This is a genomic window from Caproiciproducens lactatisolvens, assembly GCF_052443335.1.
GTDB lineage: Bacteria > Bacillota > Clostridia > Oscillospirales > Acutalibacteraceae > Caproiciproducens.
The window spans coordinates 2321957-2347886 of the sequence record NZ_CP195750.1; the positions used below are offsets into that span (position 1 = coordinate 2321957).

A 25930-nucleotide genomic window follows, 5' to 3' on the forward strand; every position below is an offset into this window, starting at 1 on the left:
GGCACAATTAAAATTCATAATGAAAGGAGTTGACTTCATTGAATCGAATCAAAATACTAAGAATGAAAAATAAATTGAAGCAGCAAGAGCTATCCAAAATCATCAATGTCAGCCAGGCGTCCCTCTCCGGATACGAAAGCGGAAAGTACGAACCCGACAACAAAACCCTGCTGAACCTGGCGGCTTTTTTCGGCGTAACCACGGATTATCTGCTGGGAAAGGACTCTGTTCCCGACCCGCCCGGCACCTCCAAAAAAATACCCGTGCTCCGGGGCCTCCGCGCGGAGAGGTCGGCCGAATCCGCGAAAGATGTGGTAGGATATGAGGAAATCAGCGAAGAAATGGCAAGACAGGGGGATTTTTTCGCAATCAAGATGCATGGGGACAGTATGGAGCCGCGCATTCAGGACGGCGACACCGTGATTGTACAGATTCGCTCCGCGGTGGAAACCGGGGACATTGCGGTTGTTTCCATCAGAGGGGACGAAGCGACCATTAAAAAAATAGCGAAATATGAAAGCGGGATCACCCTGATTCCCTATAACCCCAAATATGAACTGGTCTCCTTTTCAACGGAAGATCTAACCAGGCTGCCGGTCGTCATTCTTGGCAAGGCGGTACAATTAAGAGGAAAGTGTTAGGGAATGCGGAAAAATCATATAGTAACGCCGCATTGGCCCGCAGCCGGTGCGGTATTTTATTGCCGTTCTTACAGACATCAGACATCCTTATTGAAATAGGATGTCTTTTGGAGTATAATCATGCTGAGAACATCAGGAACGCGGAGGAATCGGCAATGAAGACAAAAGAAAAAAGCCTTGCGGAAAATATCGCGGACGATATTGTCGCAAGGATCACCATTGATAAAAAATATTCGGCCGGAGACAAGCTGCCCAATGAAAACGAGCTGTCCGCCGACTTAAAGGTCAGCCGGACCACCCTGCGGGAAGCGATTCGTATTTTGGTGGCGCACAACCTACTGGAAATCCGCCGCGGAAAGGGCACCTATGTCAAAGACAATCAGGCCATGGACCGGGAAATCGGCCTGAACACGCTTTCCGCTTTCCCGATGGATGTAAAGGACCTGTATGAAATGCGCCTGATTTTCGAGCCCCAGTCCGCCTACCTTGCCGCCAGGAGGGCTTCTGACAAGGAGTTGGAGCGCATTCTGCACTACGGCAGGCTGGAGGAGGACCTGATTTTAAAGAAGCAGGACCGGACGGAGATAGAACAGGCCTTTCACAAGTCCATCGCAAAGGCGACCCACAACGAATTTATGAACCGCCTGATGCCCATCCTGTATCAGGCCATCGGCAAGGGCGTGATTTTGTCCAACGCCAGAGAAGAGATCGTGCGGAACACGCTGAACGATCACCGCATGATTATGGAATTTCTGTCGAAGCGGGACGCATTGGGCGCAAAGACCGCCATGGAACTGCACATTATCCACGCGATGCGCGGGTTCGGCATCACGGAAGAATAAAAAGCGGGATAAATAGTATTTTTTATCAATTGACATAAGACATCATACAATATATAATAAATTATACAACTGCGGCGGCCGGAACCACCCTGCTTCAGCCCGCTGCTGTCAATCAAAGAGTGAGGTGCTTGTAAAATGAACAGTGATGCGGTAACCAAAAGCGTACCGCAGCGCGCGCTGTTTCACGCGCTGGGTTTCACCAATGAAGAATTGGAGCGTCCGATCATCGGAATCGTCAGCTCGCAGAATGAGATCGTTCCGGGGCATATGAATCTGGACAAAATCGTGGAAGCCGTCAAAACGGGCGTTTCCATAGCGGGGGGAACCCCGATCGTGTTCCCGGCCATTGCGGTCTGCGACGGCCTCGCCATGGGGCACCGCGGAATGAAGTATTCACTGATTACAAGGGAGCTGATCGCCGACTCGACCGAGGCGATGGCTCTTGCACACGCCTTTGACGCGCTGGTAATGGTGCCGAACTGCGACAAGAACGTGCCCGGCCTGCTGATGGCGGCGGCGCGTCTCAACATACCCACGATCTTTGTCAGCGGCGGGCCGATGCTCGCCGGACTGGTGGACGGGCAGAAAACCAGCTTTTCCAGCGTTTCGGAAGCTTCCGGAGCGTACCGCGCCGGGAAAATCACAAAAGAGAAGCTGCTGGAATTTGAAAACAAGGTCTGCCCCACCTGCGGCTCCTGCTCCGGCATGTACACGGCAAACAGCATGAACTGCCTGACGGAGGCACTCGGAATGGGGTTAAGGGGAAACGGGACCGTTCCCGCCGTTTACTCGCAGCGCCTTCAGCTTGCCAAGCACGCGGGCATGCAGATTATGGAGCTGCTGAAAAAGAACATCCGCCCCAGGGACATCATGACGGAGGACGCGTTCAAAAACGCTCTCACCATCGATATGGCGCTGGGCTGCAGCACCAACAGCATGCTGCACCTGCCGGCCATCGCGCACGAATGCGGCATCTCCATCGATCTGAACATCGCGAACGAGATCAGCGACAAAACGCCGAACCTCTGCCATCTTGCCCCGGCGGGACATACCTACATGGAGGATCTGAACGTTGCGGGCGGCGTGTACGCCGTGATGAATGAGATCAGCAAGCTCGGTCTGCTCAAAACCGACCTGATGACCTGCACGGGCAAAACAGTCGGGGAAAACATTGCGGACTGCCCCGTTCTGGACTACGGCGTGATTCGCTCCGTGGAAAATCCGTACAGCAAAACCGGCGGAATCGCCGTGCTGAAAGGCAATCTGGCCCCTGACGCCTGCGTGGTCAAGCGCTCCGCGGTCGCTCCCGAAATGCTGAAGCACGAAGGCCCCGCCAGGGTGTTTGACTGTGAAGAGGATGCGATCGAGGCAATTACCTCCGGGAAAATCGTGGCGGGCGACGTCGTCGTCATCCGGTACGAAGGCCCCAAGGGCGGCCCGGGCATGAGGGAAATGCTGAATCCGACCTCCGCCATTATGGGAAGCGGTCTGGGCGGAAGCGTCGCCCTGATTACGGACGGCCGTTTCAGCGGCGCGACCAGAGGCGCGGCGATCGGGCACGTTTCGCCGGAAGCCGCTGTGGGCGGAAATATCGCGCTGGTTGAGGAAGGCGACATCATCAGAATCGACATTATGGCGAACACCATCGATTTTGTTGTCAGCGACGAAGAACTGAAAAAGCGCAGGGAAAACTGGAAGCCGAGAGCTCCCCGCATTACGGAGGGCTGCCTTTCCAGATACGCCGCTTTGGTCACCTCTGCAAACAGGGGCGCCGTTCTGGAACTGAAATAAGGAAAGAGGCAAGAATTCGACCCTCGGGAAGGGGCCAAAAGATTACGGCCGTCAACGGATTTGATCCGTTGACGGCCGCTTTTTGTTTCAGGCCGGAATCCCCCCGCTATCAGAATATGCGGGAAAGGGTGCGTCCGTTCCTGTATTTTCAGACTTTTTTAAACAAGGTCCAGCGTATTGATATTCAGGCGATAGGTCACGTCCTTGCGCTCCACAATCACCGTAAATTTTTCTTTCAGCTGATCGTCGTTCTCAATGTGGGAAAGCAGTTCGCGCGTGGGATTGACCGCAACCGGGCTCCCGACGAGCTGCAGCATGGAATAATCGCCGTTGGTGTCGCCGTAGGCATAGCTCAGGGACAGATCGATATTGTGCTTTTCCGCCATTTCCAGAACCGCCTTGCGCTTGCTCTGGGAATCCCACATCGGGATGATTTCCCCGTTGTAGGTGCCGTTCTTTCCGACCTGATAAATGGTTCCCCGGTAATCGTCCATGCCGTACATCCGGGAAACCTCGCTGACCAGCTCAATCGGCGAGCCGGAAATGGCGATGACGACATGGCCCTGCTTCTTATGCCACCGGATCCGTTCCCGCGAATAAGTATATACGCGCTCTCCCTTTTGCTCGATCACCTTTTTCGCGATATAGGCAATGTGAAAAGCGCTGGTGTTTTTGACGGTCTCCGTGTAGATATCCACCATTTTTTGCAGGTAAATATCGTAATCGCCCACGCGTTTGTCCCATCTGGTAAAAGCGGGCTCGACCTCGTTGTCCCATTTGCTGTTGTCGATCAGCTCGTATTTAATCATTTTCTTGAACATTTCGCTGATGAGACCTTCCCGGGAGATGGTCCCGTCAATATCAAAAAAAGCTGCGATTCTTTTCATGATGAATCCTCCTTTCCGAGTCCGTATCAGAATACCACAACTCAGTCGTTCCTGATCCTTGCCATTATGTACTCGTCGGCGTACTGCCCCCGGCGGATCGCCGCCTTCCGTTTGACGCCCTCCCGTACAAAGCCCATCTTCTCATAAAGCCGGATGGCTTTCTCGTTGTCCGTGTAGACCGTAAGCTCCACCCGGACCAGCATCAGCCAGTTGTCCGCCAGGTCGAGCACGCCTTCCATCAGCTTTTGGCCCACACCCATTCCCTGATACGCTTTGTGCACCATGATGCCGATTCCCGCCGAGTGGCGCATGCGCGGGCTTGCGTAAACGTTCAGGCCCGCGCAGCCGATGACTTTTTCCTTTCCGCTTTCATCCGCTATGACCGCGACAAATTCATGGGCATTGCCGTCCATATTGGAAATGAATCGTTCATTGTTCGATACGGTTTCGGACGGAATGCCGAGAATGTTTTCCATTACTCCGCTCATGCGCCGGATTTCATTGATATCCGGCGCGTCCTTCAAACAAATCGGGCGAATGGCAAATTCCATACCGATCCCTCCTCTTTTATATTTTCAGCTTTCTGTGCGGCTGAAAACGCGTTATTCTTCTATCAGCTTTATAAACTGCCCATATCCCTGTTCTTCCATTTCCTGAAGCGGAATAAAGCAGAGGGACGCGCTGTTGATACAGTAACGCAGGCCGCCCTGCTCCTTCGGGCCGTCGGGAAAGACATGGCCAAGGTGGGAATCCCCGTGACGGCTGCGCACCTCGGTACGCACCATGGAATGGCCGGTATCCCGGTGCTCCGTCAGGGCGCCGGCGCGGATGGGTTTCGTAAAGCTGGGCCAGCCGCAGCCCGATTCAAACTGGTCGCTGGAAACGAAAAGGGGCTCTCCGGTCACGACATCCACATAAATGCCCTTTCTGCGGTTGTCCCAGTATTCGTTGTCGAACGGCGGTTCGGTGGCGTTCTGCTGCGTGACGCGATACTGCATTTCCGTAAGGGAAGCCTTCAGCTTCTCCGGCGACGGCTTTGGGTAAGCAGCCTTCCCGGCGGGCGGGGTCTGCTCCCGCAGGGAGGAAAAGTCCACATGGCAGTAGCCACCGGGATTCTTTTCCAGATAATCCTGATGGTACTCCTCCGCCGGATAGTAATTTTCCAACCGGCCGACTTCAACCGCGATCGGCGCGTTGTATTTTTTCTGTTCCTTCGCGACAGAGTCCCGGATCACCGGAAGATCCGCCTCATCCCGATAATAGATTCCCGTGCGGTACTGGGTGCCGATATCGTTTCCCTGACGGTTGACGCTGACAGGGTCGATGATTTTAAAATAGAAATTCAGCAGCGTCGGCAGGCCGGTCTTCTCCGGATCATAGAGAATATGGACCGTTTCCGCGTGCCCGGTGACCTTCAGGTCATGGTAGGAAGGATTCGCCGTCCTGCCGTTCGCGTAGCCGACATCCGTTTTCGCCACGCCGTAGATGCGGGCAAAATAGGCCTGTACCCCCCAGAAACATCCGCCCGCAAGCCAGATTTCCTTAAATTTTCTGTTGCTGTAATCCGTTCCGGCATTCGGGTTGGCCGGCAGGCCGGACTGTACGCCATATTTCTGCATAGGAACCTTCCTTTCGCTGTTAGGATTAAATTTCTTCTATTATAGATAGTATCAACCGATTTGGCAAGGATTTTATCTTTTTCCCGACGGGAATTCAGCTGACGAGCCGGAAGATCACCGCGTTGACGAGCACGCCGATGAATCCCCAGAAGGTGCCCAGGATGGCGCCCGCCAGCACGTCGCGCGGGTAATGCATCCCCATATACATGCGCGTAGCGCCGACCAGCGAGGCAAGCACGTAAAGCACAAGCGCCGCCGCAAAGTTACCCTGAAAATACTGCAGAAGCATCGTCGCCATGTAAAACGCCTGACTGGTATGCCCGCTGGGAAAGGACTTCCCCCGCGCCCGGATGCCCACCACGCGGACATCCTCAAGATAGATAAACGGCCTGGGCCGCCGGATGACGGCTTTCATCAGTTCCACAACCAGCCACAGGGTCAGCGTACCCAGAACGAATTCATACGCAAGGTGGGCATTGACGGCAAAATAGAGGACAAGCGCGATGATCAGCGTGACAATTCCGTTCCCCAGCTCGGTAAGAAGGAGCATTGTCCGGTCCAGCCAGCGCGGGCGGGCGCCGTGCCGGTTGAAAAGGGCGAACACATAGGCGTCTATGCTCTGCCCCGTTGACCACACCAGAGAAAGCAGCAGCAGACAGAACACAAAGAGCATGCAGATCAGCGGCGTGTTCCCCCTGATGGTAATCCACACATTTTTCCAGAAGGTATGGGGGACAAAAATGACATAGAAGGACAGCGCGACAACAAGAACGGGTACCCAAAAGACCGGCCGGAGATGACGAATCCTGCCGATCAGCCGTTCACACTGCTGCACCCATTTGTTCTTTCTCAAATGATCGATCAGTTTCATTTCCCGTCCCCAATTGATCTTTTTGTTTTTTTCGGCTCCGGCGCTTTCGTCATCACCGCCAGTGTCCGGCGCTGCAGCTCAATATGAACCGGCCCTTCCCCCAGCGTAATGCCGTCCGCCATCAGCTGCATGGAAGGGGTGGCTTCCATGTCCACCGTACGGGCATGGAAATGCTCAATACCGGAATCCTCCGGCTTACCGAGTTTTGCCCCCTTGAACGCGCGGCCCAGCAGCTTCAGCTTGGATAAATTGGAAAAAATCAGGATGTCCAGCAGTCCGTCCCGGAAAGCTGCCGTTTCTCCCACCTGGTAATGCCGTCCTACATACGGCATATTGGCGACGAGGACCAGATGACCCATCCTGACGATCTCCCGCTTTCCGTCCAGCAGAATTTTGATTTTGGAGGGCGTCAGCGACACGAGGGTGGAGAGGAAATCGCCTACCCGTTCCAGATGTCCGTGCTGGATATCGTCTCCCGCCGAAAAAATCGAAGACAGCAGGCCCGCCGAACAGATTTCCAGAAAAAAGGTGCGTCCTGCTGCGCAGTCGAGGAGCCCCATATCGATCTTGGTGCGTTCCCCTGTGCGCAAAACGGCGATGGCGGACAGAATATCCCGCGGGATGTTCAGGCTGAGCGCCACATTATTCTGGGTGCCCGTGGGGATAATGCCCAGCGTCGCGGGCAGCCCCTTCATTTCTCTGGCAACGGCGGAAACGGTGCCGTCGCCGCCGCAGACGACAAACATGTTGACGCCCTGCGCCATCGTGTCTTTGACCATCTGCGCAAAATCGCTGTCCGGTTCCGTCAAATACACCTCCGGCACATACTTCCACTGCTGCAGCATGCTGATGATATCCATCAGCTGAACCGGGGAAGCGTTTGAAGAACCGGAGGCCGGGTTGAAAATAAGCTTGACGCGCCTGCGCCGTTTATCCGTAAAATACGTTTCTTTTTCCATCTTGATCCCGCAAAGCCCTTTCTTTCCTTAATGCCTGGGATGCGCGCGGACCGCCAGAATCGCCTGGATGACCGCCGTGACCACCTGTGCGTTGGTCTGGGGATCGATGTCCGGCGTGGGCTGGCCCTCCTGCAAAACCATATATTTCGGGGGAAGCTTGTTCAGCGCCATCGCGACAATGTCCTTTTTGCACCGGTCGCATTTGCAGCACTGGAAACGCGCAAGCGCCGATTCCAGCTTTTCCAGCACGACGCTTTCCATTGTATTGACAAGGATGGTCGGCTGGGTATCCATAAACGCGACGCCCACTTCGCGGCGCATAATGGTTTTGTGCTGGTTCAGCGGTTCTTCCAGCGCGGCGCGCGTATTCTGCTCATCGCTGAGGCCGCCCGGGCTTTCCGCATCCTGCGAAGCCTTCGCCGTTCTGGAACCGGAGGGCATCAGCATTTTATACATCAAATCTTTATCGATATCTTTCTTCGTCCTTACCATCAGTCATTATTCCTCCTTCTCCAGCAGCTCATCCGTAAATTTGAGGTAATCTTTCGCAATATTGTTTTTCGGCGAGTAATCCAGAATGTTCTGCTGGATGGACTGTGCCTCGCTGATGACGACACTGCTGCGTATGTAGGAATCGAACAGCGGAATGTTCAAATCCTGTGCGATCAATTCCGCCGTACCCCGGATTTCCCTGCTCAGGAGGGTACGGGGATTGAATTTTGTCAGAAGGATGCCCGAGATGGTCAGAGAGGGATTGCAGTATTTTTTGACCCGCTCAACGGCTTCATACAGCTTTGCAATCCCCTGCAGGCTGAAAATATCCGAAAGCATCGGAACCACAATCGTATCCGATGCGGTAAACGCGTTGATGGTCAGGATGCCGAGCGCGGGCGGCGTGTCCAGAAGGATATAGTCGTAGAGGCCGAGGATCGGTTTCAGCGCCTCTTTCAGCAGAAACTCGCGTCCGGTATTGGTAAATTCAAGCTCGATCCCGCTGAGCAAAATACTGGATATAATGATGTCGGCCGTGTCCGATTTCTGAATGGCATACTGCGTTTTCACGTCGCCCTTCAGCACCTCATAAATAGTGGCGCAGGTTTCGGTTTCAGCGCCTACGCTGAAGCCAAGGTTTCCCTGCGGGTCAAGATCGATCATCAGAACACGAAAACCCTTTCTCTTTAATCCCGCCGCCAGACTGCAGACGGTAGTCGTTTTGCCTACCCCGCCCTTCTGATTGGAAATGGAAATAATCCTGCTCATTTTCATGTCCCCTTTGTATGAAAGTCTGCAACGAAACAATTATCTCTACCATCATAGTATAATTTTACAATATTTTCAATCCTATAGGGCTTTTCCTTCACCCTTCCCGGTTCAAAAAATCGTTGATCAGGCGATAGCACTCGCGGACCTGGCGAAAAACCGGCGGAAGCGAAAAAAAACCGTGCAGCGCACCGGGGATGCGGCGGACCTCCACTTCATTGCCCGCTTCCTTCAGGCGCTGCCCGTAATCCTCCGCCTCGTCCCGAAGCGGGTCGTATTCCGCCGTAATAATCAGCGTTTTCGGCTGGCGGCTGAAATCCTTGGAGGCCAGCGGCGCGAAATAGGGGTTTTGCAGATCCTCGTCGCTGGCCTGATACAGCTTCATATAATCGCAAATACTTTTTGAGGTCAGCAGATATTTGCTCCCGTTGTCGCGCACGGAAGCGTAGGGCGACTTTGTCGTATGGTCAAAGTAAGTGGAGGGGTAGATCAGGATCTGGCGCTCGGGCAGGAACTCGCCCCTGTCGCGCGCCATCAGGGATACGGCCGCCGCAAGGTTTCCCCCGGCGCTGTCCCCGGCCACCGTGATTTTTTCGGCGGGGATCTTTAACAGCTCCGTGTGCAGAAAAATCTCCCGCACCACACGGTAGCAGTCCTCCGGTGCGGCCGGGAAACGGTATTCCGGCGCAAGCCGGTAATCGACCGACACCACGGTGCTGCCGGTCATATTGGCCATATTCGCGCAGATCCGGTTGTAGCCGTCAATGGTTCCGGTGACCCAGCCGCTCCCGTGGAAGAAAATCAGCAGGGAATCAAGCCGGTTTTCGCCGGGAGCAAATATCCGTACGGGGATATCATGGTTTTCATAGGACACGACATGATCCCACGTCTGATAAGGCAGCTTTCCAAGATGAAATCCTCTGATACGAATGACCGCTCGGTGAAGCCGGTCGCTTTCCTTTTCTCCGATATCCGTATAGGAAAGCGCTCTTAATGCAACGCGCATCAGCCTTTTTACCGCCATTGTCCTTCGCCTTCCGATCATTCGTAATTTTCCGCCGCAATCGTATTGACAGCATTTCCAGTTGCTCCTGCAACAAGGTTGTGTTCCTCCCCCGCCTTCGGCGGGGGAGGAACGCGTTTTGTCTTGCAAACTGAAATGCGATCGCTATAGTATTGACAGCCCGGCTGCATTTTATTGACATCCGGAAACAAAAAAGCGGCATGGAATTTTCGTATTCCATGCCGCGCGGCCGTCATTCTTTATTTTCCACAGTCCGATGGATCGGAATAAAAAGCAAAACAGTCCTTGCCCTGCTTTTTCGCCTTGTAAAGCGCGCTGTCCGCTTTGGGATAAAGCTCCTGATACGTTGTTCCGTCAGCAGGATACATGGCGATGCCGATGCTGCCGGAGATGCTGTATTCCATATGGCCGTCCGCATGGGTATTGCGGAAGATGTCGCACATCGCCTCCGCCTTTTCCGCAATCAGGTCGTCGGTGGAGATATCGCGCAGAAACACGAGAAATTCGTCCCCGCCGATACGCCCGACCACATCGGAAGTACGGAACAGCTTCTGGAGCTTCGCGGAAATGTCGCAGATCACCTTGTCCCCGGCCATGTGGCCGAACTGGTCGTTGATGGATTTAAAATTGTCGATATCGATCATCATCAGCGCGTGGATTCCCGGTGTATCCGCATTCGACAGATGATCCTCGATCTGGGACTGCGTGGCGGTCTTATTGTAAAGATTTGTCAGCGCGTCACGCTGCGACTTGTCCATCAGCCTTTGCATTTCCTTTTTCTGGCTGTCGATATTATACGCCTTGCCAACCGCTTTGCTCGGCTTGCCGTAGGAGTCGTACATGATTTTCGCTTTCACGCGGTGCCAGACAGGCTGGCCTGTTTTGGTAATGAAACGGAACTCGATTTCATACTCCGTATTGCCCAGCCGGAACTCCTTCAGCAGCGTCCGGAACTGCGGCAGGTCTTCCTTGCAAATACTCTGGTTATCCAGAATATCCTTCATGAAATTCTGGATGTGCGGATACTGCCCGGTCAGAGCGGTGAAAAGCGGCGAAAAATCCATCCGGTCGGTTATGATATCGTATTCGAACATGATGTCGTCGGAAAGGTTCTCCGCGATCTGGTAACGCTCCCTTTCCACTTCCAGCTCTTCCTGCGTCTGCTTCAGCGAGGTGATATCCGTGTAAACACACTGGTAAATCACCTGATTGTTCTGGTTGACGGTGTGCGTTCCGCTTAGAGAGACCCAGATGACGCCGCCGTCTTTCCTCACCATGCGGAATTCCGCGGTAACGGGCCTGTTTTCCTCAATCTGCCTTTTCAGCAGAATCGACACAAGCTGGGCGTCTTCGGCGTGCACATTGCGGATTCCTTCTTCGCCCGGAAGCTGCACGTATTCCTCCTTGGTATAGCCACACAGCTTATAGAACCCGTCGCTCGCGTAGACCAGCTTCAGCCCCCCGTCGTACAGGTACTGCGCCACGCCGCCGGGGATGCTGTTTGCCAGCGTCTGCAGCTGCGTCATGATCTCATTCGCTTTTTTATGCGCCTGCTTTGACTCGGTAATATCCACAACGACGGCGTAAAATTCCCGGTATCCGTTCTCATGCGTCACAATTTTGGCCCGGTTGAGCAGCCAGCGGATATTTCCGTCCGCCGTGACGATCCGGTATTTTACCTCCGCGAAATTCTCTCTGGAAATCTGATGGTGAATGCTGCTGATGGTCTGCATACGGTCTTCTTCATAAATCATGTTGTAGAAGGAACGGTCATAGGCGCTGAGGAACTGGTCCAGGGTATATCCCAGCATTTTCAGAAGCCCGTTGCTCACAAACTGGAACTCCGCCTTTTCGTCGGCGCTGAAGCGGAACGCGCCGCCCGGCAGGTTGGCAATGAAGGTTTCCAGCTCCACCTTGGTGCTTTTCAGCTCGTCGTTCTTCCTGCGGAGCCGCTCCCTGTTCTTTCTTTCCGACAGAATGACATAAGCCGCAAACAGGATCAGCCCAATGGTAAGCTTGACCACCAACGAGACGGTATAGGTCAGAATTTTGTTGGATTTCGACGTAACGGCGTTGATGGAAACCGTGCCGATCACATACCAATCCTCCAAGCCGACCGGCGTATAGGAAACATAATACTCCCCCATATTGGAGTAATAGTGGGAACTCCCCTGCCGCCCGTTTTTCATGGCCGACTTGATCTGGCTGAGAGAGGACGGATCCTCCAGCGCCAGAAGCGTATCCGTAAAAATATTCTCCTCCGTCTGCCGCGAATCCGGCGAGACGATCACCGTTCCGTCCCCCCGGGCAAGCCAGCATTCTCCCTTTTCCCCGGAGCTCTCCGCGTTCAGCAGGCGGCTGAACGATTTTTCGGGGATAACGGAGCTGACGGTACCGGTAATTTTTTCCCCGTGCCGGACGGGCACGGTCACGACGATGCCGCGGGCGCCGTCCGTCCTTGACCGGGATACCGTCGAAACGGTCGTTTTGCCGTTCAGTGCCTGCTGAAAATAAGGGCGGTCGCCGATTTGGATGGTCTGTCCCCCGGCAAGGCAGCAGGTTCCGTCAGGCAGCCCCACCCCGACCGCAGCCGACTGGTCCGCTTTCTTCAGATCAACCAGCAGATCCTTCACAGAGGTCTTGTCCAGCGCGGCATTTTCCGCGCCGATTGCCTGAGCGGCCAGTTCCATGGAGGAAATCGCGTTATTCAGTTCCATATTGACCATTTTGGCATTCTGTTGGGTATCGGACAGCAGATTTTCCTGCACTTCTTCTTCAAAAGTTCTGTTTAGCAAAAAAGAATATCTGCTGAAAGACAGAATCATAAACCCAACAAAAATAGCGATTATTAAAATTGCTGTTATGGGCGTATTGATTCTTCTTTTCACTGAAATACTCCTCCAAGACGACGAAATTTCCACCAGTGCCCGGCAGGATTACTAAAGATAATTCCATACTTATATTTATAATATCATAAAACGGATATAAAAGAAACCATTTATTTCCAATTCTCATTAAAAAACGGCATACCGGTTTTTTTAAAAATATCACGCGGATACGGTTTGGCCGATCTTTTTCGTCACGGCGAAAAGGCCTTCCCGGCGGGCCAGTTCCGCAATATTTTGATGGCAGGTGAAGAGGATGATCTGGGCGCCGCCGCCGTTTCCGGCATAATCGGCGAGGAATTTCAGGCCCTGTCCCGTCCGTTCGTCGTCGTACTGCAGAAAAACGTCGTCCAGCAGCAGCGGGAGCTTCGGGCCCTCTTCCGAAAGCAGCTCCGCGACCGCCAGCCTGAGCGCGAAATACGCCTGATCGATCGTGCCGCTGCTCAGGTACTGCCATTCGTGCGAAACCGCGTTTTCCGCGTCCTGCACGCTGATATCGAAATTCTTTGAAACGATCACATTCTGATATTTTCCGCCCGTGACGCTGCTGAAGATCCGGGCGGTTTTTTCGTTCAGAAGGGGGCCGAAGCTCCGGCGGATTTCATTGAAAGCCTCCGTGAGCGTTTCTTTTGCAAGGCTGAGGCACTGATACTCCGATTCCCTTTCCGCAATTTCTTTTTGCAGTTCCTCCGCCTCTTCTTCCAGCTCGCTGACATTCTTTTTCCCCGCGAACCGGTTTTTGATTTCGGAACCCGTCTGAATCAGTTCTTCCCTTGTTTGCTGAAGCCGCTCAAGGCATTCGGCGCTGAGGCGCTTAAGATTCTCCGCATCCGGACCGTCCAGAGGCTCCGGCATCCGCCCCGCGCAGGCGCTGAGAATCTCTTCCCGCGCTTCCCCGGCTTCCCGCTCAAGCTGTTCGGCGGGCTTCCCCTGTCCCTGCTCCTTTAGGGATTCCGACTGGCTTTCGATTTTCTGCCGCATGGAACGGAGCTCCTCCATCCGATTTTTCAGCTCCCGCACGGCGCCCGCCGCTTCCTCAAAAGAGGAGACCCGCCGGTATGCGCTGATAAAGGAAAGGAGGGCGGCGGTTTGCGCCCGAAGGTTTTCCCGCGCCTGAGTCAGGGCTTCTTTCGCCCTGTCCAGATTTTCCCGTCTCATGGCCGCCCGCGCCTGAAAGCTCCGGAACCGCATCAGCTTGTCCTGAAGCTCCTCCATCGTCCGGCACCCCAGCGATTGAAGCTGAGACCGTATCCCGTCCGCAAGCGCCGCTTCCCGGGCCGTTTTCGCGTTCAGCTCCTCCCGCAGAGCGGGAAGACCGGTCCGCTGTTCCGGGCCGTCCGCCGGGAGCTCCGCGCGTTTTTCCCGCACATCCTTTGAAAGGTCGGCGAGCTTTTCATCGAGAAACCCGAGTTTCAGCTCCAGCTCACGGTTCCTGCGTTCCGCTGCGGACATCTGCTCCCCCGCCATACGGCAGAGCTCTTCCGCCTGTGCGGCCGATTTCCGCACCTGCTGTTCTCCGGCCGAGGCCGCCTGCCATTCGCCCGCGGCTTCCTCTTCCGCCCGCTTTGCTGCTTCCGTTTCACGTTTCGCGGCAAGACGCACGCTTTCCAGATTTGCTTTTGCCGCCGCGGCTTCGGCTTCGTCCACGACCGTCGTGGCCACGGTCCTGATTTTAGTCTTTCCAAAGGAGAAAACCGCCGTTACTCCGGCGAGGGCCAGACCGGCAAAGCAGACGGGCGACAGAGCGGCACCCAGTGCAACCGATGCGGCGGCGATCAGAATCGCCCCGATCAGCAGCCCTTTCCTGATTTCACGACCGGCATTTTCGTTGACCATTACCTGCCGGGGAGTACCGGCCTGTTTCAGCCGCTCCTGCGCCGTTTCCATCTTTTGCGCGGAAAGGGACTGTACGGATTTCAAATGCTGCCCGGCGGCCTGATACGCGGTATTTGCGCTTTCCCTGCGCTGTCCGGCGAGCGCAAGCTCTTTCTTTTTCCGGTCAAGATCCTCCCGGCAGGTTTGGCAGGACCGCCGCGCTTCCTCCAGCTCCAGAGCAGCCTCTTTGCAGGCGTCTTCCCGCTCCTGCTTCTGCTGCAGCTGCTCCTGCAGCGCTTTTTCCGCTTCCGCCAGAGCCGACCGTTTTTTCTCCGTTTCGGCGGCGGCGCGGACGGCTTCCCGAAGGACAAGAATGTCCTGCTGCAGCTGCGCACGCTCCTGCTCCCGTTTTTTGACTTCCTCCGGCACCGCCGGTGAAATTTCCTCAACCGGCCCGCCGGGGGACGGGTCCTCCCGTTCCAGGGCGCGGACATTTCTGCTTCTCTCCTCCAGAAGCTGCTGAAGAGACTGGACCTGAGTGATTTTTTCTTCTGCGTTATGAACGAATTCCTCGTCAAAGGCAGTGCCGCCCGAAGTAAGGAGCCCGGATTTCTCCCCGTATTCTTTGATCTGCGCGTCGAGCTCCTTTTGCTTCTGGACGATTTTGTCCAGATTCTGAAGCCGGACGAGCTTTTCCTGCAAAGCGGACCGGGCTACGGAATGCCGATATTCCTTTTCCAAAGCTTCTTTCTTCTTGTTCAGCTCGGCGTACCGGCGCTCCATCCGCTTTTTTTCTTCCTCGTCCGCCAGAGCCGCCGCCCGCTCCTGAGCAAGCCGTTCCTGCTGCTGATAGCCTTTATCCAGCACGCCGATTCTGCCGCTTTTGGATTTCAGCTCGTTCATGGCGGCCTGCAGACGGGTTTCCACCCGTTTCTGCGACACGCTTTCATCCCCGGTGGAGACCAGGTTTAAAAGCCTCTGGGTGATTTCATCGTCCCTGTCCGCACCGGCCATGCTCCCGGCCTGCCCGATAAAGACGCTTTTCTCAAACGCCGCGGCCCCGATTCCAAAAAAACGCTGACCCAGGTCGGTACCGCTGGCGATCTTCTCTTTTTCCCCGGTCGCCGTATTCCACAGGCTGATTTTATCCGTCGCGTTGGACGCGCCGAACAGCCTTTCCAGCCGATAGACGGTCCCGTTGTCCTCAAATTCGAGAAATCCCGACATTTTGGCCCCGTCCCACGGCTGATATTTTTTCCGCATATTTTTGGAAAGGTCGCCGCTCCTGCCCTCGGAACCGTAAAACATCATTCTGATAAACGCCATGACGGTGCTTTTGCCGTCCTCGTTATTTCCGTAGAGGATTTGGAAGCCGTCCGTCAGATCGAGTGTATACTCTCTCAGCTTGCCGAAGTGTCCAATGTAAATTTTGTTAATTTTCATTCAGCTTTACCTCGCTGTCAAACGCTTTTAAACCGATATCGAGCGCGCGCCGGAGTTGTTGCTTCTGCGCCTCGCCCGCCGCGGCGCCGATTTTTTCCAGCATGCGCCGGACAAAAATCCCCTTTAAGGAGGTTTCCTTGGACAGTGCGGTCAGATCGGCCCGCAGACGCGTTTCATCCCGGAGCTTCACAAAGTACAGCTCGCTTTCCAGCCTTGCCGCAATCGCGGCGCAGTCCGGCGAAAAGGAAGCGTCCAGCGCGCCCTCCAGAATGATTTTATAAAGATTGTCCGCATACGTATCCCCAAACTGCCGCTGCAGCGTATGAAGGACGACGGCCGCCGCCTCGCTGTTGGCCGAAACCCCGCCGATATCGACGCGGACCTCTGAATTTTTCCTTCGGCACACAGGGCGGAAAGCGAGGTCAAGCCTGTCCCTGCTCACGGTGCCGATATAGACGCCCTTTTCCCCCAGCTCGTCGAACCCCCTGCCCTCCGGGCAGCCGCAGTAGGCGTAAGCGGTCCTTCCGCTGCGCAGGATTTCGGTGCGCATATGAATATGGCCGAGCGCAAGGTAATCCATGCCGCTGAAACGGATCCGGGAAGGGGTGATCGGGTTGTAATTGCTCGACTGGTTCTCGGCGACCAGGTCTCCGTGCAGGACGCAGATATTCAGCAGGCCGTCCTGCGGCGCGCCGATTTCCCCCAGCAGGGGTTCCGTGACATAGGTTCCCGCAAACCCCGCCCCCCACACGCGCACGCCCTTGCCGGGCAGCTCAAAGCAGTCGAAGCCGGACTGAAAAATATGTACGTTTGCCGGCCAGTCCGGGTCGGCGTACGGGGAATCCAGAGAAAGATAGTCGTGGTTCCCCGGCGCAACGGCAACCGCCGTTTCCGGAATTTCGGACAGTGTTTTTTTTACGGAACGGACCGTCGCGGCGTCCGTACCGGAGCTTTCAAAAAAATCCCCGGCGATCAGAAGCAGCTCCACGCCTTCCTCTTTACAGAGGGAGACGATCCTGTCAAACGTCATCAGCATTTCTTCCCTGCGCTGGCCCGCTTTGCTCCCCAGCGAGGTAAGCTCCGCGCCGAGATGCAGGTCGGCACAGTGCAGTATTTTAATTTGATTCATTCCTTTACGCCCCCGGACAATCTTCTTTTCATTGTTTCCATTATATCAAAATCAGCAGGGGAAAGCAATTGCCGTACGGCTCCACAGACAGAGCAAAAGGCCCGTAAAACAGACGAAAAGGGCCGCCCGGGATCTTCCCCGGCCGGCCCTTTTGGTCTTCGCTTTTAGCGGATTTCTATTCTGTGGCTTTCGGGCACCACGGTTTCCACCTTCGGCATGCTCAGCTCCAGAATTCCGTCCTTGTACTCCGCGGAAATTTCATTGGCTTTGACATCGGAAATATCAAAGCTGCGGGAAAACGCGCCGTACCTGCGCTCCTTGCGAATGTAATTTTCCTTTTTCTCCTCGGTCTCATCCTTGTGCTCCGCGCTGACGGTCAGCCTGTCGCCCTCGATATCAATCTTGATATCTTCCTTCTTGAAGCCCGGCAGCTCCGCCTTCAGCAAATACTTGTCGCCATTATCGATCACATCCGTACGGAAAGCGGAAAAGCTCTGCGACAGATCGCCGAAGAAGTTTTTCTCCAGATTGTCGAAATAGCTGAACAAGTTGTTTTCCCTGCGTCCAAACGGCATTAAATCAAACATCATCAAAACCTCCATATATTGATTTTGTTCTCCGGAAGCCTTACTTCCTTTAACAATTCTTACTATATCCAATGATTGTGAAAAATAATCATATAAAATATGACCAAATTATTAATTTTAGCACTCTTGTTGTTAGAGTGCTAAAATTAATCAAAATATCCGATTGGAACGGGAAAAATCCTGTTTTAGGAAAAAGAAAGACCGGCCCTCGGGCGACACGAAATCACCGAAAGGCCGGTCCTGACGGAGGAAGGATCAATCGGGGAACACGACTGCCAGAAACATTTTGAACGGCTGGGAAGCATAGACCGCGTGGGGCGTTTTCGCGGGCATGACGATGGTCTGTCCGGCTTTGAGAAGATGCTTCTCGGAACCGATGGTAATTTCGCCCTCTCCGTCCAGCGCAATGACCATCGCGTCGCCGTTCGACTCGTGGGAGCTGATCTCCTCCCCCTGGTCAAAAGCGAACAGCGTCAGGCTGACCGCCGGGTTCTGCGCCAGCGTCTTGCTGACGACCTGGCCCGGCTGATAGGTTACCAGCTCCGCCAGAGTGAGCGCGGTTGCAAAATCGATATTTTTAATATAATTTTTTTGCATACGGTACCTCCTATTTCAGCATGGCGGCCAGATCCTGTTCGGGTGTGGTGATCGGCATGATGTTGAATTTCTCTACCAGTATTTTAAACACATTCGGGGATACAAACGCGGGAAGCGTCGGGCCCAGGCGGATATTGGCAATGCCGAGCGACAGCAGGGTCAGCAGGATGCAGACCGCTTTCTGCTCATACCAGGAAAGCACGATGGACAGCGGCAGGTCGTTGACGCCGCAGCCGAAAGCCTCCGAAAGGGCGACCGCAACCTTGATCGCGGAGTAGGCGTCGTTGCACTGGCCCATATCCATGATGTGCGGCAGTCCGCCGAGCGTTCCCATGTCGAGGTCGTTGAAGCGGTACTTTCCGCACGCGCAGGTCAGAACGACAGAATCCGGCGGGGTAAGCTCCACCAGCTTGGTGTAATAGTTTCTGCCGGGCTTTGCGCCGTCGCATCCGCCGATGAGGAAAATGTGGCGCAGGGCGCCGGATTTCACCGCCCCGATCACCTGGTCGGCAACCGACAGCACGGTGTTGTGGCCGAAGCCGGTCATCAGCTTTTCTCCGCCGTTGATGCCGGGCATATGCACGTCCTGCTCGTATCCGCCGAGCTCCAGCGCTTTTTCGATCACGATGCCGAAATCCTTTTTACCGTCCCCTTCGCCGATGTGGGGCATTTCGGGATAGCCGACCACCGCGGTCGTGTAAACCCTGTCGGCATAGGCCGGCATGGGGCGCATCAGGCAGTTTGTCGTAAACAGGAACGGCGCCGGGACATTGAGAAATTCCTTCTGCTGATTCTGCCACGCGGTACCGAAATTGCCTTTCAGGTGCGGATACTTTTTCAGTTCGGGATAACCGTGCGCGGGCAGCATTTCGCCGTGTGTATAAATGTTGATCCCTTTGTCCTTTGTCTGCTCCAGAAGCTGTTTCAGATCGGAAAGGTCGTGGCCGGAAACAACAATGAACGGGCCTTTCTCAATCGTATTGCTCACTTCGGTCGGCACGGGATTGCCGAACGACTCCGTATTGGCCCGATCCAGCAGAGCCATGCATTTCAGGTTCACCCGGCCGAACTCCATCACAAGCTCCAGAAGCCGGGGCAGGTCCTGCTCATAGTCGATCGCCGTCAGCCCCTTGTAGAACCAGCCGGTCACCTCGTCGTCGGTATAACCCAGCACATAGGCGTGATACGCGTACGCCGCCATTCCTCTCATACCGAGCAGAAGCAGGGATTTCAGCGAACGGACATCCTCGCCGCTGTTCCAAAGCTGTTTTAGATCAAGGTCGTCGGTGCCGCCGCATTTTGAGCCGCAGGCAGCGCAGCCGGGCGTCAGCGAATTCTTTTCCTTCCTGATCTCTGCGGTAAGAGCCTCGATTGCCTCATTGTCGAAATTCACGTTGGTAATGCACATAAACAGGCCGCGCAGAATCAGTTCATCCGATTTTTTGGTCCTGCCCGAATTCCCCGCCGCTTTGGCCAGGCCGACCAGCGCGCCGGTCAGCTCATCCTGAAAATCGGCGGTCACGCTGCTTTTGCCGCAGACCCCCATTTTGGTGCATCCGGTTCCTCCGGCGGTTTGTTCACACTGAAAACAAAACATCTTCCTTTTCCTCCTTCAATTAGTTTTCTAATATTTCACCGTCGGTAGCGACGGTAACGACACGCCACGGGATCATTTTCCCGGAATTCTGCAGAGCGGTTTTCACATCGTTGACCATTCCGCCGCAGCAGGGCACTTCCATACGCACCACGGTGATGCTTTGAATGTCGTTCAGGTTCAGAATGTCCGTCAGCTTTTCACTGTAATCTATGTTGTCCAATTTCGGGCAGCCGATTAACGTAATTTTATTTTTCATAAACTGATGAATATTCGCGCAGGCATAAGCCGTGCAGTCCGCGCAGACGACGATGTGCGCGTTTTCAAAATACGGGGCGTTCGGCGCGACCAGCTTCAGCTGGCACGGCCACTGGCGCAGCTCCGAACGGGCGGCCGCCGGAGCCGCGGACCGGACCGGAGTCTCCGGTTGGGCCGGGGCGGGCGAGCGGTCAAACGTCTTCATGCGCACGGACGGACATCCCCCGAAGGGAGGCCGGGCTGCCTTCTGTTTCATTTTGGCGTCTACCATTTCCTGATCGTACTCCCCGGCTTCGCGCTCAATGATCCGGATCGCGCCGGTCGGGCATTCGGGAAGACAGTTTCCGAGCCCGTCGCAGTAGCTGTCGCTGATCAGGGTTGCTTTTCCGTCTATCAACTGCAAAGCGCCTTCCCGGCAGGCGCTGACGCACAGGCCGCAGCCATTGCATTTCTCAGAATCAATCTGAACGATATGTCTTTTCATACATTGTTCCTCCATTTGTTTTGTTGGCCTCAGTATATCATTCAGCTTCCGTTATTTCGGTATCCATGGCTACAAAATTAAATTTTTATAAAAAATCGGACAGGAAAAAGCGCCCGGCCGAAGCCGGACGCTTTAAGGGATGATGCCGTTTTATAAACTGTCCAAAATCAGAAGGTGACGTCCTCGCCGTAATAGGCGCAGGTAAGGACTTTCAGCATATTGTCCGCGTCGGTCTCCCTTGGGTTGGAGCCCGTGCAGGGGTCGCCGACGGCGTTGACCGCAATTTCCTTGCAGTGCGCCTTGAAGTCTTCCTCACTGACGCCGTTTGCCTGATAGGTCTGGGCGATCTGGAGCTTTTTGTTCAGCTCGCGGACGGCTTCCACAAGGGAATTGGTCAGCTGTTTGTCCGTAGCGCCCGGCAGGCCGACTTCCCTGGCAATCTGCGCGTATCTTTCCATGCAGACTCTGGAGTTGTACTGGATGACGTTCGGCAGCAGGATGGCGTTGCAGCAGCCGTGCGGAATATGGAACACCGCACCGGTCTTATGGGCAAGGCTGTGCGAGATTCCCAGAAGGGCGTTGGAAAACGCCATGCCGGCAAGACACTGGGCGATGTGCATTTTGCCGCGCGCCTCGGCGTCGCCGTGGTAGGAATCAAGGATACTGTCAAAGATGCTGGAAATCGCCTTGAGCGCCAGCGCGTCGGAAAAGTCCGAACGGGCGGAGGCAACATAGGCTTCGATCGCATGGGTCAGGGCGTCCATACCGGTATGCGCGGTCAGGGTTTTCGGCATGGTCATCGGGATATCGGAATCCAGGACCGCAATATCCGGCGTAATTTCAAAGTCGGCAAGAGGATATTTGATATCGGTGGAATAATCCGTGATCACGGAGAAAGCCGTCACTTCCGAAGCTGTCCCGCTTGTGGAGGGGATGCCGACGAAAATTGCTTTCTTTCTGAGCTTCGGCATGGTGAAAGGATTCTTGATATCGTCAAAGGTTTTCTCCGGATATTCGTAGAACACCCACATCGCCTTTGCAGCGTCCATGGGGGAACCGCCGCCGATGGCAACGATCACGTCCGGCTCAAACTCGCGCATGGCCTTGGCGCCGTCGTATACTCTTTCGATAGACGGGTCCGGCTCGACACCGTCATAGATAAAGGTCTGCAGGCCGGCGTCCTTCAAAACATCGTCCAGCTTCTGCAGAAACCCGGTTTTTCTCATGGAATGGCCGCCGGTCACAATAAAAGCTTTCTGATAGCCCTTCAGATTTTTCAGCTCGCTGATTGCGTTCGGTCCGAAGTAGATGTCTCTTGGTAAGGTGAATCGTGCCATAAATGTTCCTCCTAAATTCATTTTTTATTCATAATTGTTAAAAGTATAACAATCTTTGTTTGATTATTATCATACCACTTCACTCCACAATTTTCAAGGTGTTTTATTCATTTTATCTTAGTATGATTTCCCTGTTGGATTTTTATGTAACTCCAGATAAAAAAGCCGTTTTCCGCCCTCTTGTTCGCAAAACAGCTTTCCGGTAACTCCATTTCAGTTTGCGAAAAAAACACGTTCCTCCCCCGCCGAAGGCGGGGGAGGAACGCAACCTTGTTGCAGAATCAGCTGGAAATGCTGTAATTATCCTCGCGGAAAATACTCCTGACAGGGAGTCCCTGAGAAATAAGCAGATAATCCCGACTACTTTTCACTTAGATCCCATAAAGTTTGATATAATTTCAAATAGGTCGATGCGCTGTCGCTGTTTAAGGAAAGCTGCTGTTTATACTTTTCCAAAACCGCATCCAGCACATTTGCACCGCTTCCGTCCTTGGCAAAACAAAGCATATTTTGTCCATCGGTAGCAGAGAAATTGGTTGTTGGATCATCCATCAGCTGATTCCCTATCAAAGCTCTTCCCAATTGTTTTGACTCTTCATTTTTATTCAGCCAGAGTTCCCTTGTCATTTGGCTGTATTCCTCTTCGCTGATTTGATTGATATTATATTTGGAAACCACTTCTTCCGGCGTAGAATCAAAGATCAGGTACTTTTGATTCTGAGCCGTCTGTGAAGTCTTGCCCTTTTCGTTTGAAGAATACTTCCAGACCGGGGAAGCTGTCACTGAATTTATCTGCATAGGATAACAACTCCTTTTCCAAAAATCCGAGCCGACTTTTTCCGCTCGTCCAAAATGAAACAGTCATTAAGGATAGTGCTTCCTTATCATTGACTGTTCTTTATTCTCATAATAAAACTTATGAATATAATTGTCAAACTTAATAACATAATCGAATTATTTTACATAAAAAACCGGACTGCTGAAAAACAGTCCGGTTGCCGGTTCATCAATCAGGAGGACACTGACTCGTCGTAAAGGCGGCAGGAAACGAAATGTCCCGGGGACACTTCGCGGAGCTGCGGCGTATATCCGTCGCACTCGTCCGTTTTTTTGAAGCAGCGCGAGCAGAAGCGGCACCCCTCGGGGGGATTGATCGGGCTCGGCACGTCGCCGGTCAGGATAATGCGCTGCTTGGATTTTGTCGGGCCAATAAACGGAATCGCGGAAAGCAGAGCCTGCGTATAAGGATGGAGCGGGTTGGAATACAGTTCCTTCTTCGGCGCGACTTCCATTAGCTTTCCCAGATACATCACGCCCACACGGTCACTGATATGCTTCACGACGTTCAGGCCGTGTGCAATAAACAGATAGGTCAGGCCGAATTCTGCCTTCAGTTCATCCAGAAGGTTCAGAACCTGTGCCTGAATCGAAACGTCCAGCGCGGAAACCGGCTCGTCGCACACGATCAGCTTCGGCTGTACGGCGAGAGCGCGCGCAATGCCGACACGCTGACGCTGTCCGCCGGAAAACTCATGCGGGTAGCGGTTCCTCTGATGGTTGGCCAGTCCGACACAGTTCAGAAGATAAGTGACCCTTTTTTCAATCTCATTGCCGGGGAGCAGCTTGTTGATTTTGATCGGCTCCGCAATGATATCGCCGATCGTCATTCTCGGGTTTAACGAAGCATAGGGGTCCTGGAAAATCAGCTGGATATCCTTGCAGAATCCGCGGCGCTTTTCTTCGGACAGCTTGGTCAGGTCGGTGCCCTCAAAAATAATCTGTCCGCGCGTAGGGGTATAAAGATTGACCAGCATTTTGCCGATCGTGGTTTTCCCGCAGCCGGATTCGCCGACAAGTCCGAAGGCCTCGCCCTTATGAATGGCGAACGACACGTCGTCCACCGCTTTCAGGACGCTGGTCGGGCGGCCGAAAAAGTCGTTTTCCAGATTAAAATACTTGGCCAGATTTTTCACTTCTACCAATACTTCACTCATGCTTTTCCGCCTCCTCTGTTTCCGTTCCGTAAAGGAAGCAGCGCACCTTATGGCCGTCCCTTTCAACCAGTGCCGGCATCTTTTCGCGGCAGCAGTCCATGCACCGGTCACAGCGGTCGGAGAAAGCGCAGCCGGACGGCATTTTCAGCGGATTCGGCACCATGCCCTTAATCATATAGAGCGGTTCGCTGCTCTCATCCTCCAGCCTGGGGATGGAACGGAGCAGGCCGAGCGTATAGGGATGCATCGTCTCTTCAAACAGTGTTTTCACATCCGCTTCCTCAACGATTTTCCCGCAGTACATCACGATGACGCGGTCAGCGGCCTCCGACACCACGCCAAGGTCATGGGTGATCAGCAGGACGGCCATGTTGAATTTTTCGCGCATGTGATAAAGCAGGTCGAGAATCTGCGCCTGAATCGTCACGTCCAGCGCGGTGGTCGGTTCGTCGGCGATCAGCAGCTCCGGGCGGCACGAGAGCGCCATGGCGGTCATGACCCTCTGGCGCATCCCGCCGCTCATCTGGTGCGGGTAATCCCTGGCGCGCTCCGCCGGGGAAGGAATGCCCACGATGTCGAGCATATGGACGGCGCGTTCCCACGCCTCTTTTTTGGATAGCTTCATATGCGTCATGATGCTCTCCATGATCTGGTCCTTAATGCGGTATACGGGGTTGAGCGAAGTCATCGGCTCCTGAAAGATCATGGAGATCTGGTCTCCGCGGATCGCCTGCATTTCCGACTTGCTCTTTTTCAGGAGGTCCTCGCCCTTGAACAGGATTTCTCCCCCCGTCACCCTGCCCGGCTCCTGAACAAGGCCCATGACGGAAAGCGACGTTACGCTCTTTCCGGAGCCGGACTCTCCCACGATCGCCAGGATTTCACCTTTATTTAATGAGAAGCTGATATCGTCCACGGCGTTGACGGTGCCATGTTTCAGCTGAAATTCCGTTTTTAAATGGTTTACTTCAAGCAACATAAAACTTCACCGCCTCTAATTCTTTCTATATTTCGGGTCGAGCGCGTCGCGCAGACCGTCGCCCAGCAGATTGAACGCCAGAACCGTCAGGGTAATGGCAATGCCCGGGAAAATGAGCGTGTAGGGCGCGGTGAAGATAAAGCCCCTCGCTCTGCCTAACATATCGCCCCACTCAGCCGCCGGCGGCTGCACGCCGAGGCCCAGAAAGCCCAGAGCGGCGGTGTCAAGAACCGCGGTGGAAATTCCCAGCGTCGCCCTGACCACAATGGAGGAAAGCACATTCGGAAGAATATGCTTGAAAATAATGCGGCTGTTTTTGTTTCCGATGACCCTGGCCGCCTGCACATAGTCGTTTTCTTTGACGGACAGGATACAGCCGCGCACAATGCGCGCGTATTCGGGGATAGAAACCAGACCGATGGCGATAACCGCCTTATCGATGCCCTTGCCCAGTGCCGCCATAAAGGCGATAGCCAGCAGGATGGAGGGGATGGCGAGCATCATGTCCATAAAGCGCATGATGACGGTATCCGTCTTTCCTCCTTTGTACCCGGCAATGGAGCCCAGCACGACGCCGACCGTCAGGGAAATGGCGACCGCACTCAGGCCGACGGTAAGGGAAATGCGCGTACCGGCAATGATCCTGCTGAAAATATCGCGGCCAAGCTGGTCGGTTCCGAACCAGTGCTCGGCGTTCGGCTGAATAAAGCTCTTGGTCATATCCGATAAATTCGGATCGTACGGCATAATCAGCGGCCCGAAGATTGCCAGCAGCGCGAGGAACCCAATGACAATGAGGCCCGTAATCGCCGCTTTGTCCTCACAAAGCGATTCCCACATCTCTTTTAACTGGGATTCCGGTTTTTCGAGAACGACGGCTGCCTGTGATGAGGATTCTGTTTGCGGCTGCTCTGCTTTTTTCTGTGTCATAACA

At 54.3% G+C, this 25930-nt stretch carries 23 protein-coding genes; 3 read left to right on the plus strand and 20 right to left on the minus strand.

What is annotated here, in order from left to right; all coding sequences use genetic code 11:
* The first annotated feature begins 38 nt into the window (after window positions 1-38).
* From ACRQV7_RS11335 to ilvD, 3 genes are all read left to right on the plus strand, one after another.
* Entirely contained in the window at window positions 39-641 is a 603-nt protein-coding gene (locus tag ACRQV7_RS11335; RefSeq protein ID WP_444658227.1) for a LexA family protein, read from the plus strand.
* 155 nt (window positions 642-796) lie between these two features.
* Window positions 797-1483, plus strand: coding sequence for a FadR/GntR family transcriptional regulator (locus ACRQV7_RS11340; protein ID WP_444658228.1), 687 nt, complete (start codon window positions 797-799; stop codon window positions 1481-1483).
* Window positions 1484-1618: 135 nt separating this feature from the next.
* On the plus strand, window positions 1619-3274 hold the full coding sequence (gene ilvD, locus ACRQV7_RS11345) for a dihydroxy-acid dehydratase (protein WP_444658229.1): 1656 nt from the start codon (window positions 1619-1621) through the stop codon (window positions 3272-3274).
* A gap of 158 nt (window positions 3275-3432) precedes the next feature.
* On the opposite strand, the gene ACRQV7_RS11350 is transcribed toward ilvD, so the two are convergent.
* The 20 genes from ACRQV7_RS11350 to nikC form a co-directional block, all read right to left on the minus strand.
* Window positions 3433-4161: an HAD family hydrolase gene (locus ACRQV7_RS11350; protein WP_444658230.1), complete on the minus strand. Its 729-nt coding sequence runs from the start codon at window positions 4159-4161 to the stop codon at window positions 3433-3435.
* A 41-nt stretch (window positions 4162-4202) separates the two neighbouring features.
* A complete protein-coding gene (locus tag ACRQV7_RS11355) occupies window positions 4203-4712 on the minus strand; it encodes a GNAT family N-acetyltransferase (protein ID WP_444658231.1) in 510 nt (169 codons plus the stop codon).
* Between the two features lie 51 nt (window positions 4713-4763).
* Window positions 4764-5780, minus strand: coding sequence for a peptide-methionine (R)-S-oxide reductase MsrB (gene msrB, locus ACRQV7_RS11360; protein WP_444658232.1), 1017 nt, complete (start codon window positions 5778-5780; stop codon window positions 4764-4766).
* Window positions 5781-5874: 94 nt separating this feature from the next.
* Entirely contained in the window at window positions 5875-6651 is a 777-nt protein-coding gene (locus tag ACRQV7_RS11365) for a phosphatase PAP2 family protein (RefSeq protein ID WP_444658233.1), read from the minus strand.
* Window positions 6648-7610, minus strand: a complete 963-nt coding sequence (locus tag ACRQV7_RS11370) for a diacylglycerol/lipid kinase family protein (RefSeq protein ID WP_444658234.1) — start codon at window positions 7608-7610, stop codon at window positions 6648-6650. The genes ACRQV7_RS11365 and ACRQV7_RS11370 overlap by 4 nt, the downstream gene beginning before the upstream one ends.
* A gap of 27 nt (window positions 7611-7637) precedes the next feature.
* Window positions 7638-8102 (minus strand): late competence development ComFB family protein, encoded by a 465-nt coding sequence (locus tag ACRQV7_RS11375; RefSeq protein WP_444658235.1) that lies wholly within the window; start codon window positions 8100-8102, stop codon window positions 7638-7640.
* 6 nt (window positions 8103-8108) lie between these two features.
* A complete protein-coding gene (locus ACRQV7_RS11380; RefSeq protein ID WP_444658236.1) occupies window positions 8109-8870 on the minus strand; it encodes a ParA family protein in 762 nt (253 codons plus the stop codon).
* Window positions 8871-8967: 97 nt separating this feature from the next.
* The gene (locus ACRQV7_RS11385; protein WP_444658237.1) at window positions 8968-9894 is read right to left on the minus strand and encodes an alpha/beta hydrolase; all 927 of its coding nucleotides are present in this window, start codon (window positions 9892-9894) and stop codon (window positions 8968-8970) included.
* Between the two features lie 239 nt (window positions 9895-10133).
* Window positions 10134-12689 carry a diguanylate cyclase domain-containing protein gene (locus tag ACRQV7_RS11390; protein WP_444658238.1) on the minus strand — a complete coding sequence of 852 codons (2556 nt, stop codon included), beginning with the start codon at window positions 12687-12689 and terminating at the stop codon, window positions 10134-10136.
* A 252-nt stretch (window positions 12690-12941) separates the two neighbouring features.
* Entirely contained in the window at window positions 12942-16037 is a 3096-nt protein-coding gene (locus ACRQV7_RS11395) for an AAA family ATPase (RefSeq protein ID WP_444658239.1), read from the minus strand.
* Complete coding sequence (locus ACRQV7_RS11400; protein WP_444658240.1) at window positions 16027-17166, minus strand: metallophosphoesterase family protein; 1140 nt, start codon at window positions 17164-17166, stop codon at window positions 16027-16029. Before ACRQV7_RS11400 ends, ACRQV7_RS11395 begins: the two co-directional genes overlap by 11 nt.
* Window positions 17167-17330: 164 nt before the next feature.
* The gene (locus ACRQV7_RS11405) at window positions 17331-17756 is read right to left on the minus strand and encodes an Hsp20/alpha crystallin family protein (RefSeq protein ID WP_275716465.1); all 426 of its coding nucleotides are present in this window, start codon (window positions 17754-17756) and stop codon (window positions 17331-17333) included.
* 252 nt (window positions 17757-18008) lie between these two features.
* Window positions 18009-18350: a cupin domain-containing protein gene (locus tag ACRQV7_RS11410; protein WP_444658241.1), complete on the minus strand. Its 342-nt coding sequence runs from the start codon at window positions 18348-18350 to the stop codon at window positions 18009-18011.
* 10 nt (window positions 18351-18360) lie between these two features.
* Complete coding sequence (gene hcp / locus ACRQV7_RS11415; RefSeq protein WP_444658242.1) at window positions 18361-19947, minus strand: hydroxylamine reductase; 1587 nt, start codon at window positions 19945-19947, stop codon at window positions 18361-18363.
* Between the two features lie 19 nt (window positions 19948-19966).
* Window positions 19967-20686: an ATP-binding protein gene (locus ACRQV7_RS11420; RefSeq protein WP_444658243.1), complete on the minus strand. Its 720-nt coding sequence runs from the start codon at window positions 20684-20686 to the stop codon at window positions 19967-19969.
* Between the two features lie 167 nt (window positions 20687-20853).
* Window positions 20854-22023: an iron-containing alcohol dehydrogenase gene (locus ACRQV7_RS11425; protein ID WP_444658244.1), complete on the minus strand. Its 1170-nt coding sequence runs from the start codon at window positions 22021-22023 to the stop codon at window positions 20854-20856.
* Between the two features lie 360 nt (window positions 22024-22383).
* Window positions 22384-22821 carry a hypothetical protein gene (locus tag ACRQV7_RS11430; RefSeq protein ID WP_444658245.1) on the minus strand — a complete coding sequence of 146 codons (438 nt, stop codon included), beginning with the start codon at window positions 22819-22821 and terminating at the stop codon, window positions 22384-22386.
* A 212-nt stretch (window positions 22822-23033) separates the two neighbouring features.
* Entirely contained in the window at window positions 23034-24017 is a 984-nt protein-coding gene (locus ACRQV7_RS11435; protein ID WP_275716454.1) for an ABC transporter ATP-binding protein, read from the minus strand.
* Entirely contained in the window at window positions 24010-24996 is a 987-nt protein-coding gene (locus ACRQV7_RS11440) for an ABC transporter ATP-binding protein (protein ID WP_444658246.1), read from the minus strand. The genes ACRQV7_RS11435 and ACRQV7_RS11440 overlap by 8 nt, the downstream gene beginning before the upstream one ends.
* A gap of 15 nt (window positions 24997-25011) precedes the next feature.
* Window positions 25012-25926 (minus strand): nickel transporter permease, encoded by a 915-nt coding sequence (gene nikC / locus ACRQV7_RS11445; RefSeq protein WP_275716450.1) that lies wholly within the window; start codon window positions 25924-25926, stop codon window positions 25012-25014.
* Window positions 25927-25930: the final 4 nt, after the last annotated feature.